Below are 17,624 nucleotides of genomic sequence, written 5' to 3' on the forward strand. Positions count from 1 at the left end.
CCACCCTGCTTTTCTGCAAAGCATTTTTCAAAGGTACAGTTGATTATGTTACATTTTTTTTAAGCTTTTAAAGAAGATTGCTCCTCCTTTATCATCATCCTTGTTGAATCCATTGATGAATCTGATGTTTTTAAAAGTAACTGATCCGTCAGTGACTTTAAAATAATGATCATGCTTGCTATCTCCAGCTAAATCAATTGTATGACCATGGCCGTCTATGACTATAGATTTATTAATTATAATTATTAGCTTATCCTTGATAGTTGCATAATTAGAATTTAGGTTTAAAGTTGAGCCTTCCTTGGCACTGTCAATTAAAAGTTGAAGGCAATAAAGGTTACCTGGAAGGCTGGAATCAATTATCTTCACCTTGCCTTTGCCTACAATTGGCTTATCGTCTTTGATAATATTTGGATAAACAGTGAAATTAATTAAACTCAAATCTTTTCCAGCATAAATTGTTCCAGCAGAATCATCTGCAACATTCCCCATAAAAGAGGAACTATTAACAATTAGATTACCATTGGCCCATATTGCTCCACCATCATCATTTGCAGAATTGTTGAAGAAAGCACAAGGGTATATTTCAGCAGTTGAACCTTCAACATCAACAGCCCCCCTACAGTCCTCTGCAACATTGCCCATAAAATAGGAATTATTAAGAATTAAATTGCCTTTAATCCATATTGCTCCACCATCATCTTTTGCATGATTCCTTATAAAATGACATTTGCATATTTCAGCAGTTGAACCTTCAACATCAACAGCCCCACTGCAATCACTAGCATTGTTGTTTTCAAATGTACAACCATCTAAATACAAAGAGCCTTTAGAATGGATTGCACCTCCATCGTCACCAGCAAAATTACCAATGAAAGAAGAATTGATTACAGTCAATTTGTTTCCAGTCCTATCGGCTATAGCTCCACCATGTTCTTCAGCCCAACAATTCTCGAAAGTACAGTTGACAATTCTACCTTTGGCATTGCCTTCAAAGGATATTGCACCTCCATTGTCACCATCCTTATTGTAACCGTTGATGAAGTTAATATTTTTAAAAATAATATTACCTGATTTCACTACAAAGTAATGGTCATGTTTGCTGCTTCCCTTCAAATCAATAGTATTGCCTTGACCATCAATAGTGATATCCTTACCACTAGTGATTTTGATTATAAGCTTTTTATCAATTGTTTCAATGTTATTCTTTAAAACAAGAGTGTTGGAATGAACCTTAGGTATGTCTGTCTGATACATAACCGCTACCCTTTCACGTAAAGCCTCTCCTGAATCTGTACCGCTGTTATCCATAACTGACACATATAAATTAAGACCATCCAAATTACTAGCTTCACAGATTACATCAGGAACAGTATCCTTATTTTCCTGTCGATCAGAGCCGTTATCAGAAGAATTATCATCTGATTTTTTATCATAATCCCTAGGAAGTTCCATTTTTGGCATTTCACCATCATCATTTTCAGAACCAGAACCACTTAAATCAGAACCGGAATCATCCACATCTAAAGATTCATCTTCAAATTCCGATGAATCCACTACATCAATTTGATTCACATCAGCAGATGAAACAGCACCTGCTGATAAAATAAGCATAATTATAGAAAAAAACAAAATTAGTTTAAAATTCATTATATCCTTCCAAAACATAGTCCAATAATACTATTCTAAAAACCCCATAAATAAAGTCTTGCAAATGCAAGCATTGTTAACATACTTAAATCATAAATAAACTACATAAGAGAGCATTATAAATGCAAACACAATCCAACATTCTTTAAATCATAAAGAAACTGCAGAAAACTTTTTTTATTTTCAAGAAAAGATGATTTTAGAAAAATATCAGATTAAAAAGGGCCAGGGGATGTATAGCCCTTTTCTTTATAGATATTCTTCTTTGTATAAATTGCATCACCTAGCCATTTAATCGGCCTTAACCTGCAAATCAGTGATGAATGTACAATTAATTGTAATAACATAATCATCTACATTGTCACCTTTTTTTGCAATGTTTTTATTAAAAATACAGTCAGTTGCAGTTCCCATGAACATTGCTCCACCAACATCGGCAGTATTGTTGTTGAATGAACAGTTGTTTGCATAACCTTCACTTAATGCTCCACCATACCTTTCTGCAATGTTGCCAGTGAAAACACTATTATTTGCAATGGCTCCATACATAGCACCACCATATAATGCACTGTTGGAATTAAATGTAGAATTTTCCACAAAACAACCTTCCATATAAAGCATGAATACAGCTCCTCCATTTGTTCTTGCAATGTTGCCAGTGAAATTACAACCTATTACAGATCCTCCATAGACTGCTCCACCATAATTTGCTGTGTTGGCAAAAAATGAACAATTTTCCACAACACAAGCATATCCATTAGGGGCATATATAGCTCCCCCATCCGCATTTGCAATGTTGCCAGTGAAAATGCAACCTATTACATATCCTCCATAGACTGCTCCACCATAATTTGCTGTGTTGGCAAAAAATGAACAATTTTCCACAACACAAGTATTTTCATAAGGCGCATATATAGCTCCACCTTTATTTCCAACTTCATTATACCCATTTCCGTTTAGGAATCTTATGTTCAAGAATTTCACTTGAGCACCTTGGCCTATGTTGAATAGGTGTGCCTTATGTAAACAATCTATGCTAAATCCATTACCATTTATAGTCACGGAACGATTAATAGTGATTCCATTAATATAACGTGAATCATCAAGATAAGTACTATTAAAAACATAATTGCCTGATAAGGTAACTTCACTGTTTTCATTGCCATTAATCACATCATCTAATGCATAAAATGAACCTTTTGATTGGTTTCTGTAAATTTTATCCGCTTTGACAGAATTACCGTCAACAAACACAACATTGCCGTCCAGATAGACATCTTTATATGACCAATCACCTTTTGAGAAAATTGCATCACCATCATCATCTGCCTTGTTTCCTGAAAACAATGCATTTTTTACATAGATATCATTCGTACAATAAATAGCCCCACCATCATTGTCTCCAGCCTTGTTACCAATGAAAAATGTATTAATTGGTTGATAGTGAGTTTGATTGAAATTTATATAAACCTTAGAAGCATCAACTGCTCCACCATAATCTGCTGCATAATTATTTTTAAAGGTACAATTATCAATGCATACAATCCTAGCAAAAATTGCTCCACCAGAATTTTGAGACACTAGTTGTCCAGATGCCCTATTGGAATCAAACAAACAAGTAGTAGCAGACAAATTGCCATTCATAGTAAAAACTGCACCACCTTGCCATTCTGCATTATTTCCCCTAAATCATTATGTGTTTGTTGTTGGTGATATTGATGTTGCCCTTGCCATTCTGCATTATTTCCCCTAAATACTGTATTTTTAATACAGGCTTCATAAAGATAATGAAGTGCACCACCCTCATTGTCTTCAGACTTACTATTAATGAAGAAAGTGTTAAAGGATTGTTTATCTTGATTTTTATTTATATAAATGTAATCGGCATAGACTGATCCACCATAATCATCTGAGGTATTGTTTTCAAAGGTACAATTGTCAATATATACAGTTTCTTCAGAAAGTATAGCACCACCTTGACACTGCTGCGCTAGTGCTCCAGATGCCTTATTGGAATTGAATATTGATCTTATTACATTGACATCTTTTTTACAGAATATTGCTCCACCATCACATTTAGCCTTATTGGAGTTAAAGAGACAATCTTCAATATTCAAAAGGCCTTTTGAAAAGATTGCTCCTCCATTGTCATCACCTGCACAATTGGATTTGAATATACACTTTTTGAATGTTGATGGCTTGTCTGATTCTATATCGATTGCGCCACCATAATCATCTGCATGGTTGTTTTCGAATATGCATCCTTCCGCATACATAGGACCTTTACAAAAGATAGCACCACCATCGTCATCACTTGCCTTATTTCCTATGAAAGTGGAGTTTATCACTGTTAATTTGTTTCCGGTTCTGTCTGCTATAGCTCCACCGTAGTCTTCAGCCCAACAGTTCTTGAATGTACAGTTGATTATTGTACCTATAGCTTTATCTTCAAAGGAGATTGCTCCTCCCTTATCACCATCCTTATTGTAACCGTTGATAAAGTTTATGTTTTTAAAAATCACATTGCCTGATTTGACTACAAAGTAATGGTCATGCTTGCTGCTTCCCTTCAAATCAATTGTATGACCTTGCCCATCAATGGTGATGTCCTTACCATTAGTGATTTTGATTATAAGCTTTTTATCTATTGAACGAATGTCCTGCTTTAAAACAAGAGTGTTAGAATGCTCCTTAGGTATGACTACCTGATACATTCCACTTAATTTTTCACGTATGCTCTCACCTGAAGCGGTACCGCTATTGTCCATAAATGACACATATAAGTTAAAATCTTCAAGTTCATAAGCTTCACAGGCCACATCAGGAAGTGACTCCTTAACATTTAACTTTTCCTTAAGCGCATCAATGCTCTGCCTTAAATCAATTGGAATAGTGCGTTCCCTTATTATTTTTCCAGAATACTCAGAATCCGCTTTCCAAGATTCTTCATCATCTAAAGAATCGCCATTAGTTTCCATAGCATCCAATAAACGTCCTTTGTCACTGTCAACAGAATTGGCAGATTCCTGTAAAATAAGATTATCTTCAACAGCTAAATCTGTGCTTTCAGAAAAATCTCCAACATCTAAAGATTCATCTCCAAATCCCGACGAATCCACTACATCAATTTGATTCACATCAGCAGATGAAACAGCACCTACTGAAAAAATAAGCAAAATTATAGAAAAAAACAAAATTAATTTCAAGTTCATAATATCATCCTAAAGTATAGTATGCTGATATTATTCTAAAAAAATGAATATATAAAGTTTTCCGAATGCAATCGCTTGATAACATGCTTTAAAACTTAAATAAACAACATAGAGAAAGAATTATGAATACAAGCACTTGCTAACATTATTAAAACTATAAATAAACTATAAAAAAGCTTTTTCTATTTTCAACAAAAAAGAATTTAAAAAAATATAAATTTAGAAAAAATATCCAATAAATAAAGGGTTTAAAGAAAAAATAAAGATATTTTAAAAAAAAGCCATATCCAATAAACAAAGAGTTTAAAAAAAAAGATATAATTTAATAAAAAATAGAATGAGAAACATTATCCAAATCACAAAAAGAAAATTAACATCTTAGCAAAGTAGCTTTATTGTTATTGATAAGGATTTGAGCATTGATATTCGGAACGATAACAACATCATTTTCTAAAAAAGGACCATAAATCTTTCCATCTATACCAACCATTTCATCAATGTTTTCACTGATGACAACTGCAGTATTTTTTATTTCATCTTGAGTGAATAATCCTCCTCTTGTTTTGTCAATTGGCTTTTTAGGAGCATTATCCTTTGGTTTTTCAATAGCTTTACTACTTGTATCAAGATTAGAGACTTTGCCTTCTTTTACATCAATGCCAGATGAAAATCCTAAATCAGATTGTGCTGGTGCAGCCTTTTTCAAAGAACCGGAATCACTGTTGAAAGAATCAGACTGTATGGATTCAGCCTTATTTACAGGAGCAGAACCACTATCACTTACAGGTTTATTAAATTCATCAGATCCGACTTGATTAAATTGATTACCTTCAGATTTAACTTGATTAAATTGATTATCTCCAGATTTAACTTGAGAATCATCAGCTTTAGGCTTTTTAGGTTTTGCAAAAATCATATCAAAGTCATCATCACTTGGAGCAGCATAATTGGATCCTGCAGCGATTGAATCATAGAAATTGTCATTATAATCAGGTTCAATATTATCCAAATCGACAAATTGTCTATCAGGGTCTTTAAGAATATCATTTATATCCCCTGATGAGGAACCTTTACTTTTTGTTTGTTTTTTTTGCTCTACTTGAACTTCTTCCTTAGGTCTTTGAACAGTAGATTGAACTTCCACTTGAGGCTTTTGAACAGAAGATTGAACTCCTATCTTTGGCTCTTCAACATTAGATTGAACTTGAGGCTGATTAGTGGATTGGACTTCTGCCTTTGGCTCTTCAACAGATGATTGAACTTCAAATTGACTGTCGTCCTCAACATAAACATCTTCTTGAGATTGAACTTCAGCAGTTTGACCAGGATACATCTGATTAGCTACCTGCTTGTCAATATGTTCACGCTTTTCATCTGTAACCACTGTAGCATTTTTGATTTCATTAAGCCTATTCAAAACTTCGTCAGACTCTCCAAGAGCATCAGAAATCTCATCTTCCAAGTCTTCGCTAATGCTATCAGCATCAGCTTCATTGGATTGGCTTGATTGGTCAAAAGAATCCTCTACAAAAACAGCTTCATCCTCATCCTCATCTAAATCATCATACTCTTCTTCAGAATCCCTAGTGCTGTCTTCAGCATATTCATCTAAAGCAATTCTATATCTATGATTTTTAAGAACATCCATCAAAGAGAAATATAATGTTTCCTCTTCTTCTGTAAGGTTTAATGGAGTTGTATCCAATAAATCAAATTGAGGATTGTCCCTTTTAAATAAAAGAAAAGATCTGTAAATATTATTATTGGCCGCTTTAGTAATCTTAGATTCTCTTTGTTCGCAGATTTCAGTGGCGATTCTTTGAGCATTGTTCAAAAGCAATTGCTCATTTCCAAAAGGATCACTAGCTACAGACTGCTCTAGGTCTTTAATGTACTCACGTAATTGCTTATAAAAATCATTATCCACTTTGGATAGTGAAGATTTATTACGTTCCTCCTTTTGAACTCTGCGTAATACTTGAAAAAAGTCGCCTTGCATAAGAATCATCTAAATAAAGTTAAAGTCAGTTATCCTAATTAATTTAATATAATATTAAAATGCTAAATAATATTCATAAATAATAATCTAAATTATACTCGCAAATAATATTTATATTATACCTATAAATAATTATTTAAATTATACTCGTAATTAATAATCATAAATAATTTCTTTTCAATAAAGTCAATAATGTAAGTCAATGTATAAAAATAATAAGATGGTGTAAAACGTGTTGATTGCTAATAAAAAATAATAAAATAAATTAATTTAAAGATAAATTAATTTATTGAATTTTAGCATTGCTATTGTCTATTTAGTCTTCAGATTCAATTCTTGGAGCGAGTAGGAAACTAAGTTCCCCATCTTCAGCTAACCTTTTAAGACTAAGGGTTAATGGCATATCGTTTCCAAGACAGATAGTAGCAATATCAGAGAATTTTTCTGCTTTAAGCATTTCTCTAATCTTTTCTAAAGAGAAAATAGATTTAGCTTTAGTGTCTATTTTTTCACCATGTAAATATTCAATGTTTGCATCTCCAAACTCACCTTCAGCAGATGCATAGAAGTTTTCCTGATCTACCATTAAAGTGATTTTGTCAGAGAAGATATCCATATCTTGAATAGAGTCCTTTAAAAGAGAGAAAGGAATCTCAAATTCAGTAGGATAATCTAATGAAGGAGGTGCTGGGGAATCATATTCGATATCAATCAATCTGATTTTGAAAGTTCTGGTTGCTTCACCAACAAAGGTGAGAATAAGATTTCCCTCATCTAAAGACATTAAAACACGATCATTAGATTTAGAACGTTTTAATACTTTCATTAATTCATCAGTGTCAATATTGATCTTTTCAGGTTCATCACAAATGAACTCATCAAACATGCTGGATTTGAGTTCGAGATGAACAAAAGTAATATGACTACGGTCTAAGGCATCTAAACGAAAACCTTCACTGTCAGTTTGGATTTGTACTTCATCAACAATAGATGAAATAGCATCAAAACTGGTTTTTAAAATACTTGAATCACTTAATTCTGCTTTAAACATTAAAAATCAACTCTTGATTTAATTTTAAGCATTGATTATTTATTTTATAAATTAAAATAAGCACATATAGCAATATTTCAATTATAAAAAATTATAAAAATAATGCGTTATAAATTTTTCAATTTGTATAAAAATTTATATTTTATTATAATTATAATTTAGTACTTAATCATTTATAAATCTAATTAAATGAAAGAAATTTTTATAAAATTTTAGTGAAAAATAGAATAATTTTTGAAAATAGATAATGAAAATTAATAAAAATAGAAAAAGATTAACATACGACCAAATAAATAAAAATAAATATCAAAAAACAGCACAATTACTAAATAAATACAATTAAAGGTACAACATACAGACTAAGCAAACAAAAAAAATACCAAATAAACAACATACAGACTAAGCAAACAAAAATAAATATCAAATAAAACGGCATACAGACTAAGCAAATAAAAAAACGAGGATTTCCAATACAAAAAAGAAAAAAATAGAATAAGAAAAATTAATCTTTTCTTAAGCTATTATCAAAATTGGTTCCTTCGATTATTCTTCTTTTTTTCTCTGCTAATTCTTCAGCTTTTCTCTGTTTTTCAGCTAATTCCTCTTCAGTTAAAGGGGCTTCTTCATATTTTGATAAATCTACAGATTTTTTGAATTTAGGTTTGAAAATAACAGGTTCTTCCACTTCCTCTTCAGAATCCTCTTCAAAATCATATTTTGCATATTTATCTTCTAACTCTTTATTTTTATTAGCATTTAAACTGGAATCAGCTTCTTCATCAAAGCTTTCTTCAATAATCTCTTCTTCCTCAACATAATATTCATCATCTGAATCATAATCCTCTTGAGAATCCTCTGAAGAGTCATCTTCAAAACCATCATCAGATTGTTTGTCTGTTGTAGAATGAATAGGGCTTATATCATCAGCACCATCATCATAGTCCTGTGAAACATCTGTTGAGTCAGCAGTTTCCTGCCCCTTAGAAGAAGATTGATTTTTTTGAGATGTCAAGTTTGATTTGGAATATAAGGAACTGATATCATCATCAGAAACTTCATCTTGATCTTTCTCATCCATATCATTAGAATTATCAACAGATTTGCCTTTTTTGTCGTCGTCGGAAAAATCAGAGCCTTTATTTCTTTTAAAGATGCTAAAGATAGCATCAAAATCTTCACGAGAGATAGCGTCCTCGGAAAAGTCTTCATAATCAATATTTTTAATGCTGTTAAACGTATCGATAATAATCGAAGACTTTGAAGATGCAAAGAAATTCAATATGGAAAATACCATTATAATAAGACCAATAATAGCTACAATAATAGCAAGCCCTGCTGTTTCTCCTGATAAAACATTGTCGACTACCCTATCAGAACTTGAAGCGTAATAGGTTATTCCAATAAGCAAAATAGTTAAACCTATAATAAAACTAACAATGGAAATAATTGAATTTTTATCAAAAATATCGAAAGATTTTTTAGAATCGGAAGTTTTATCCTTATCATTTATCAATACACCTTGAGCAGAAGATTTACCAATTTTCTCTTCTATATCTTCATCTGCTACCACATTATCACTATTCTTTTCAATGATAAAATCATCCTCATCCGCTAATGCATCATCACTATTTCTTTGGGTGATAAAAGCATCATCATCAATTTCTTCAACACTATCAATAGATTCTCTGGATTTTTCAAAATTATATTTAGAATATTTATCCTCTAAATTAGGTTCATCAAAATCAGCTTCACCACCAATAGAATCAGTATTTTCTATAGAATCATATTCCTTTGATTCATTAACATTTTCTTCAGCTAAATCCTCTGAATCAGGATTGATTATTATTCCTCCATCAAGAGTTTCTTCAACTGAAGCTTCTGATTTATCTAAATCTTTATATTCATTATGAATAGGAACAATTTCCTCTACAGAATCATCTTTCTCATCAGAAGATATGACCTCTTCATCAGCAGATCCATCCTCTTCATTATGAATAGGGATAATCTCATCTACAGAAGACTGATTAAATTCAGAAGATGGATCATCTTCCAATTCCAAATCCTTAAAGACTTCTGAGATGGATTTAGATTTAGTAAATCTAGTTTTCTTATTAGAAGTGGAATCATTTGCCTTGGGAGCAGATTCATCGTTTCCATTAGAAACATCTTCTAATTTACTATTTTTTGAATTAGACATTTTATCTCCTTACTTAAAAATACTAAGAATACTCACTCATAACTTTAATAACACACCATAATATTCTTAGTAAAATCGCTATAAATACGATTAAATGTATAATAAATAAAAAATATTAAATTAAAAACTAAAATAAACATTAAATAAATTATATTATTAATTGAATGATTAATTGAATAGTTTGAATTACTTATTTGAATTTAAATCAAATTAAACAGATTGTTAAATCAAATTATTAAATTAGATAATAATTTAAATAAAAAATTTTGATTAATAATTTAGATTAATTATTTAGATTAAAATTTAATAATAATTTGGATTAAATAATTCTATAAATTTATAAAACTATAATTTATAAAATCATAACCCTATTAACTAATCTCTAAATAATCTAAACTATGCTTAATCATATCCACGCCATTTGTGATGGCATTTATCACAAGTGAAGAAACGAGTAGGTGCTTCATCAGCACTACGAGTTTGAAGCAATTCGTAGGAAGCACGATCATGTCCACATTTAGGACAGATTTCCCTTACAGTGGATTTCATACCGCTTTCGTCTCCCCTCATAATTACGGTATCTTCACTTTTAACTTTTTTCTCAACTGAATATTCTTCGATAACCTCTTCAGATAAATCCTTTTTAAAACCGCAAGAGTTACATTTAAGATAGTTTACAGTTTTTGTTTTAGGTTCTTTTTCTTCCCCATCCGCATTTTCTTCAGCTGCATCTACAGATTCATCAACATTATCTTCATTGTCCTCTTCAATGACTATTTCCTCTTCAAAAGGAAGCATCATACCTCCACAATCTGGACAAAACTCCATAACTTCATCTCTCCTAACATATTAATTAAAAACAGAAATTAAAAATTTTATGAACTATTAAATTTAAACACAAAACAAATTTAATTATAATCTCCGATAATTATAATCTTCTACATTTACCTATAATAATCCGACACCATGAAAATCTTTAATTTCAAAGTTTTTAAATATTGTAAATGATTTTACTAATATATTATATACTTATAAAATAACTTTAATAAGTCATAGTATTTAAAGTTAATTTAAAAATAGGGTAAAAAATGCCTAAAAATTAAGAAAAATTGTAAAAATTTAGTAAAAAATAATAATAATAACAAATTGTAAGTAGATTAAAAAATAGTAAAAAATTTATAATTTTTAGAAAAAAATTTTAATAAAATAGGGGAATTGATTGGAAATTTTTAAAAAAAAATAATACATTATTATGAAAAAATATGAAAAAATTAAAAAATTAAAAAGTTAATGAAATTAAAAAGTTAAAAAATTAAAAAATTAATAAATATAAAAATCTCTATTTTTCCAAATAATCCTTAATTTCATTTAAAATCATTCTATGATCAAATGCAATATCCAAATTGTCTAAATCTTCAAATGAGTATGTTCCAATATCCTTTGCATCATCATCTGCTTTTGCATCATCAAAGTTTCCATGAGCCAAATAGAATACAGAAACTGTATGACGTCTTGGGTCACGGTCTGGGTCTGAATACACATTGAAAAGCTTGATTAATTCAACATCAATTGATGTTTCTTCCTTTGCTTCCCTAATAGCTGCATGTTCAGTTGTTTCACCATAATCAACGAATCCACCAGGCAATGCCCAACAGTCTTTGAAAGGATCGTTTTTCCTTTTGATAAGTATAAATTCATTGTTTTCATTGAAAATAAAAATGTCTACAGTTAAAGATGGAATTTTATATTTTATACTATCTCCCCCTAAACAATAAAATAAATATTATATATAATCAAACATTCGAATATAAAATAAATAATTAATAGCAATCAATGTGGAAAATAACCTAATATTCAAATATAAATTGAATTCAAATAATTCAAATAAAAATAAAGCAGCCAATCTATAAAATAAACTAAAAAATGAAAAAATAGAAAGTAGAAAAAGTTATGATTAACCTTTTCCAAAAAGTTCAGCCCTAAATACCTTCGAGCAATTCTTTAAATTCAGCAGTTTCTTCTTTTAATCTTAAAACTGCTTTATTGAGAGAATCTCTAGGTCTTTTTGTTCTTTTAGTTTTAATGGTCATGATAGGTTCACCGGTAAGTGGGTGATCAATACCATAAACTGCATATTCTACATCATCATCTTCCATGAGATATTTTCTTAAAACATTACAAAGAGAGTGATTTTCCCCATGAATAATCATTTCAAGTTCTAATTTAGTATCTTTTACAACTTCAATTTCCATGTTATCTTTTCCTTAATTAAATGAGCAATCAACTACATTAGGTTTTTTAATAAAATTAATAATCATAATTTTTAGAAACTTTCCTTTTTTCCTTTCTATCACATACAGGACAATAAACTTCAGATTCATTACAAGGATCCATAAAAGATCTGCATCTTGTACACATAGCTTTTACTACACCGGAAGTAATGTCTTCAGTATTTAAGTCAAGGTTGTCTCCCATGATTTTAACAACTTTTGCTTCAATCAAATCTCCGATTCTGAAAGCATCTGTAAGCTTATCAATATAACCTGGGGTAACTTGTGAAATGTGAATAGCTGCCATATATGGAAGAGCCAATTCACGTTCAACGCCTTTTTTAGCATAAATGGTTATTAATGCTCTTTGACCACGTAAATCTTTCACTTCACCGTATACAATATCTCCAACTTTCAATAAGTTTGGACCACCAGATTTTGATATTACTGAGATTTCCTTTTCTTCTTCATCTATTAATACATTTCCAGGAACACCTGATTTAACACTTCCATCATCTTCATATGCTCCTTGACCTGGCAAGAACTGTTCACTTACACTTAAAAAGTCACCAGGCATTACAAAATCTCCAGATTCTATTTTCATCTACACACCTCATAAATGGCAATAAGCCAATTCTTTATATTTTATAATTCCGTTTATAAAATAAGGACAAATTATCCACTCATAAATTATAACTCCGTTTATAAAATTAGGATAATCATCCAAAAAATAAATTCCATAATTCCATTTACAGAATTTATAAAATCATATGAAATTAAATTTGAAAAATTTTCATCCATACACTTCAATAAATGAACTTAAATTTTGACAAATAATCATCCATAAAATTAAATTATTTATATGTAAATTATTTATGTTTTTTAGTAATATATAAAAAATTCGGTTTTTAGAAATAGTTTTAAAAATAACAAACAATTATAGAAGCTCTTTTTTATGATTGAAAGGAATAATTTTAAAAATAACAAACAATTATAGAAGCTCTTTTTTATGATTGAAATGAATTCCAATATGACCAATTGCCAATATTAGACTTGAAATAATCAAAAGATAACTATTTGCATAAATTCCTAAAAGGAAAAATGCCAAAACAGGCAAAGTAGCAAGAGGAAGAGGAACTTTTAAGAAATCCTTATAAAAATCACCCATTGAATAATCAGAATTGAAGTATCTAATCCAAGCAATCTCATACATTACCATTAAGACAAATGCGATCAGCAATAGTAGGGAATAAGTGAATTCAGCTCCACAAAACAATGAAAATATTACAACCAAAATTTGGCCAATACGCTCAAAGGCCAATAAAATCCTGCTTTCCCTTTGAGAATACTTATCATAATCCTTAGGTTGATATTTGGTCCAAATAATATTTGGAACAAATAGCATGATTAGAAACACTAATCCAACAAGCGAAAATTCAAAATTCATATTATCATATCATCTATACAAGAGAAAATTCAAAATTAAAATTTTCATAGCATTTAGTTATTTAATGAATTAATATCCAATGGGATTTTGACATTTTTATGGATAATTCTTATCATTAAAAAAAAATCAATTCATCCCCATTCTATTGATAGTATCTATCTTCAAATAAGATTTCATCTAATTGATACTTTTCCCATTCTCTTTTATTTAATACAATCTCCAACTCTTTTGGTGTGATGACTGGTTTTTTATACATTTGAGAATCGTCTATAGCTATCCTTGGGCATGCAGTTACAACAAATCCTTCCAATTCCATATATGGAAGTAAAACATCAGGGTTTACATGATCCATAAGAAGGATAAATGCTTCCATTCCCTCATCTTCCAATAGCTTTTTAATTTCCTTAGCCAATTTCATTCTATATTGACCTTCTTTAGAGGAAACGATTATTCCCCATTTTGTAACTTCCCTTGCCTTTACGATTCTTGCAAATCTGATTCTAAAAATCCTGTCTGCATAAGCGCTCATTTCACGAATGTCACCGCTGTAAGGATCAATAGCTAAAACCGGAGCATTTGTAAATAGGTAAATTCCTAAAGGATGGAAATTGCCGCTTCCAAGGAATAGGTAAACTTCAGCACCTAAATTCTTTACTGAAGCGAAATTGCAGCCTAAAACCTGACCTTTCCTTGTGCTTCTTGAAGAACCTATAACAATTTCCTTTCCATTGTCTTCCAAAAAGTCTACAATCTCATCAAGCAAATGCAAGTGTTGAGCAGTTGTTGCAATAGCCACTTTAGAATAGTCCTGCAACTGTTCCAAAGCCTCTTCCAAATAATCCTTTACCTTGACATTTGCTTTAGCTTCTATAAACATTGTAGGAATGCTGTATTTTAGGGGAAGTGGAGTGTGGCCATAATGAACAATGAAATCCACAATCCCATTCATTTTCCTGTCTGAAACATCACAAGCTCCAAAGCAAGGGTCTGCAGATACAATCACAGTAGCTTCTGTCTGTTTCTCAATTTCCCTAGCCAGAGCTACAGCTTGCATCTTAAGTCCTTCTGGAAACTGCAATCCTACATTTCTTACATTTAAAGAGTTGATTTTCTTTATAACCCTTTTAAGTTCCATATCATATAATGCCATTTTATCAACTAATAATGAAATGATTTAAATAATAAAAACAGATTTTAATCGCTTTAGAAAAATATTTCCTAAAATGATTAAAACAAACATAATAATAAAAATTAATTAATATTTTAAAATTTAATTATATTAAATAAATTTAATCATATCGAATTAAAATAATTAAATTATTTTGACTAATTGAGCCATTAATTAATTAAAATGATTAAATTAATTGACTAGAGCTTTATTAATTAAAATGATTAAAGTAATCAATCAAATGAATTAAATTAAATAAAAGAAAAGAAATCGCTTACAATAGTGACTCAGCAACAACTTTTCCATCAACAACATCCAATTTTACAAGAGTCCTGATTTTTTCACCGGTAGCTTCTTCAACAACGCCTTTGCCTTCTCCTTTTTCAACAGCTACAACAATGTGAACCAGATTTACACCCATCTCCTTTAATTCATTGATTAAAGCAGTAAGGGTTCCTCCAGTACTTACAACATCATCAACTAAAATGATATTGTCCCCTTCCTTCAAGTCATTGACATATAATTTAGAGGTTGCATAACCGGTATGCTTTAATATTTCATGTTCACCTTCCAAACCATATTGTCTTTTACGGATAACCAGGAAAGGAATGCCAGTTTCCAAAGACAAAGCGGTTGCAATGTGAATTCCCATCGCTTCAACCCCTACAACCTTATCAACATTGGATAAGTCTAACTTCTCATTTATAACCTCAACGATTTCCTTTAAAACTGCTGGGTCCATTGCAGGGACACCGTCACTGATACCATGAACAAAATAATCATAATCCCCTTTTTTAACAACAGGCGCATTTCTTAATGACTCAACTAATTTTTCTAGCATTTTTAAACCTCAATACCATTATAAACCATTATTGTAATCTTTATAATTTTTGTTAACTTTTTAAAATGAAAATCACATAAATTAGCATATTTTAATAATAATCAAAACAAAATTTATGTATCCACATCAATAATTATATAATAAAAGATAAATAAACTTTTATATAATATTAATTTATACATTTAACTTTATAAGATAAACTATTGGTTTGTTTTTTAGTTTTGGAAACAGTTGAGAAATAGTTAATCTATTCAAAATGATTTGAAGGATAATACTTATCCCAATACTGAAATGAAAAAATTAAATATTAAATAATATTGATTAATCATCGAAAAGAAATATGGAGGGGAAAATATGTCAATGTTAGGAAGTTTAGGAGAAAACCTTACAAACACCATGAAAAAATTGGCTGGAATGAGTGTTATTGATAAAAAGGTTGTTAAAGAAGTTGTCAAAGATATTCAAAGAGCTTTAATTCAAGCTGACGTAAATATTCAACTTGTTTTACAATTATCAAAAACAATCGAAGACAGAGCTCTTAACGAAGAGCCTCCAAAAGGAATAACACCAAGAGAGCATGTAATTACAATTATCTATGAAGAAATGGTTAAGTTGCTTGGAAGTGAAGCTAAAGAGCTTGAAATCAATAAAAAACCATTTAAAATATTGTTCTTAGGATTGCAAGGTAGTGGTAAAACCACCACAATCGGTAAATTATGCAAATACTTGCAGAAGAAAGGTTTCTCACCTGCTGTTGTATGTACAGACACATGGAGACCTGCAGCATATGAGCAGTTAAGGCAATTAACTGAAGATATGCAAATCCAACTTTATGGAGACCCAAACAATAAAGATGCTTTAGACCTTGCTGAGAAAGGGCTTAAGCATTTCAAAAATCAAAAGGTCATTATTTTCGATACTGCAGGTAGGCATAAAAACGAAGAGGATCTTATTGATGAGATGAACAAATTGGATAAGATCATCGAACCAGACGAATCCATTCTCGTTATTGATGGTACCATCGGTCAACAGGCTGGAGAACAGGCAAAAGCATTTTCACAAGCAACAGATATTGGTTCAATAATCATTTCAAAATTAGACGGTACTGCTAAAGGGGGAGGAGCTCTCTCTGCAGTAGCTGAAACTGGTGCACCAATTAAGTTTATTGGTACTGGTGAAAGAATCGATGAGTTTGAAGCATTTGACCCTGAAAGATTCATTTCAAGATTATTAGGTATGGGAGACATCAGAAGCCTTGTTGAAAAGGCTGAAGAAGTTATTGATGAAGATGTAGCAACCCAAACCATGAACAACATGCTTAGCGGCAAATTCACTTTAAAGGATATGCAAAATCAGTTTGAAATGATGAACAACATGGGACCTATGCAACAGGTCATGAATATGATTCCAGGTTTAGGAGGCAAGATACCTAAAGAAGCAAGCCAAATGACTGAAGAAAAGATCAATGAGTTTAAGGTCATCATGTCTTCAATGACTGAAGAGGAAATGCTAAACCCTAAAATAATCAAACAGTCACGTATACAAAGAATCGCTAGAGGAGCTGGTGTAGATGAAAACAGCGTGAAGGAATTATTGAAATACTACAACAATACTAAAAAGGCCATGAAAGGTATTGGACGTAGAGGAGTAGGTGGAGGCGCAATGAATAGACTTATGGGCCAATTTATGAAATAGATTCCAATCTATTTCATTAGTTTTTTTATCTATTTTGAATTAAATTTTGAATTTTTCAATGTTTAAACTTATAAAAACAAAAAAACTTAAAACA

14 protein-coding genes are annotated in these 17,624 nt (G+C 30.7%); 1 reads left to right on the forward strand and 13 read right to left on the reverse strand.

Annotated elements, in window-relative coordinates; genetic code table 11:
• Positions 1-48 precede the first annotated feature (48 nt).
• From QZV12_RS01585 to hpt, 13 genes are all read right to left on the reverse strand, one after another.
• Positions 49-1,614, reverse strand: a complete 1,566-nt coding sequence (locus QZV12_RS01585; protein WP_295616151.1) for a hypothetical protein — start codon at positions 1,612-1,614, stop codon at positions 49-51.
• 327 nt (positions 1,615-1,941) lie between these two features.
• Complete coding sequence (locus tag QZV12_RS01590; protein ID WP_295616154.1) at positions 1,942-3,282, reverse strand: hypothetical protein; 1,341 nt, start codon at positions 3,280-3,282, stop codon at positions 1,942-1,944.
• Positions 3,283-3,290: 8 nt separating this feature from the next.
• Positions 3,291-4,844, reverse strand: coding sequence for a hypothetical protein (locus tag QZV12_RS01595; RefSeq protein WP_295616157.1), 1,554 nt, complete (start codon positions 4,842-4,844; stop codon positions 3,291-3,293).
• A gap of 388 nt (positions 4,845-5,232) precedes the next feature.
• Positions 5,233-6,861 carry a hypothetical protein gene (locus QZV12_RS01600; RefSeq protein ID WP_295616160.1) on the reverse strand — a complete coding sequence of 543 codons (1,629 nt, stop codon included), beginning with the start codon at positions 6,859-6,861 and terminating at the stop codon, positions 5,233-5,235.
• A gap of 316 nt (positions 6,862-7,177) precedes the next feature.
• Positions 7,178-7,912 (reverse strand): proliferating cell nuclear antigen (pcna), encoded by a 735-nt coding sequence (gene pcn / locus QZV12_RS01605; RefSeq protein ID WP_295616163.1) that lies wholly within the window; start codon positions 7,910-7,912, stop codon positions 7,178-7,180.
• A gap of 502 nt (positions 7,913-8,414) precedes the next feature.
• Positions 8,415-10,109 carry a hypothetical protein gene (locus QZV12_RS01610; RefSeq protein ID WP_295616166.1) on the reverse strand — a complete coding sequence of 565 codons (1,695 nt, stop codon included), beginning with the start codon at positions 10,107-10,109 and terminating at the stop codon, positions 8,415-8,417.
• 402 nt (positions 10,110-10,511) lie between these two features.
• Positions 10,512-10,937, reverse strand: coding sequence for a transcription factor S (locus tag QZV12_RS01615; protein WP_295616169.1), 426 nt, complete (start codon positions 10,935-10,937; stop codon positions 10,512-10,514).
• 511 nt (positions 10,938-11,448) lie between these two features.
• Positions 11,449-11,862 (reverse strand): NUDIX hydrolase, encoded by a 414-nt coding sequence (locus tag QZV12_RS01620; protein WP_295616351.1) that lies wholly within the window; start codon positions 11,860-11,862, stop codon positions 11,449-11,451.
• 226 nt (positions 11,863-12,088) lie between these two features.
• Positions 12,089-12,361: a DNA-directed RNA polymerase subunit L gene (locus tag QZV12_RS01625; RefSeq protein ID WP_295616173.1), complete on the reverse strand. Its 273-nt coding sequence runs from the start codon at positions 12,359-12,361 to the stop codon at positions 12,089-12,091.
• Positions 12,362-12,416: 55 nt separating this feature from the next.
• On the reverse strand, positions 12,417-12,983 hold the full coding sequence (locus tag QZV12_RS01630) for an exosome complex RNA-binding protein Csl4 (protein ID WP_295616176.1): 567 nt from the start codon (positions 12,981-12,983) through the stop codon (positions 12,417-12,419).
• A 387-nt stretch (positions 12,984-13,370) separates the two neighbouring features.
• Positions 13,371-13,826: a hypothetical protein gene (locus QZV12_RS01635; protein ID WP_295616179.1), complete on the reverse strand. Its 456-nt coding sequence runs from the start codon at positions 13,824-13,826 to the stop codon at positions 13,371-13,373.
• A 142-nt stretch (positions 13,827-13,968) separates the two neighbouring features.
• The gene (gene dph2, locus QZV12_RS01640) at positions 13,969-14,976 is read right to left on the reverse strand and encodes a diphthamide biosynthesis enzyme Dph2 (protein WP_295616182.1); all 1,008 of its coding nucleotides are present in this window, start codon (positions 14,974-14,976) and stop codon (positions 13,969-13,971) included.
• A gap of 292 nt (positions 14,977-15,268) precedes the next feature.
• Positions 15,269-15,835: a hypoxanthine/guanine phosphoribosyltransferase gene (hpt, locus tag QZV12_RS01645; protein ID WP_295616184.1), complete on the reverse strand. Its 567-nt coding sequence runs from the start codon at positions 15,833-15,835 to the stop codon at positions 15,269-15,271.
• 354 nt (positions 15,836-16,189) lie between these two features.
• On the opposite strand from hpt, the gene QZV12_RS01650 reads away from it, so the two are divergent.
• Entirely contained in the window at positions 16,190-17,530 is a 1,341-nt protein-coding gene (locus QZV12_RS01650) for a signal recognition particle protein Srp54 (RefSeq protein ID WP_295616187.1), read from the forward strand.
• Positions 17,531-17,624: the final 94 nt, after the last annotated feature.

The organism is uncultured Methanobrevibacter sp., from assembly GCF_902769175.1.
Lineage (GTDB): Archaea > Methanobacteriota > Methanobacteria > Methanobacteriales > Methanobacteriaceae > Methanobrevibacter.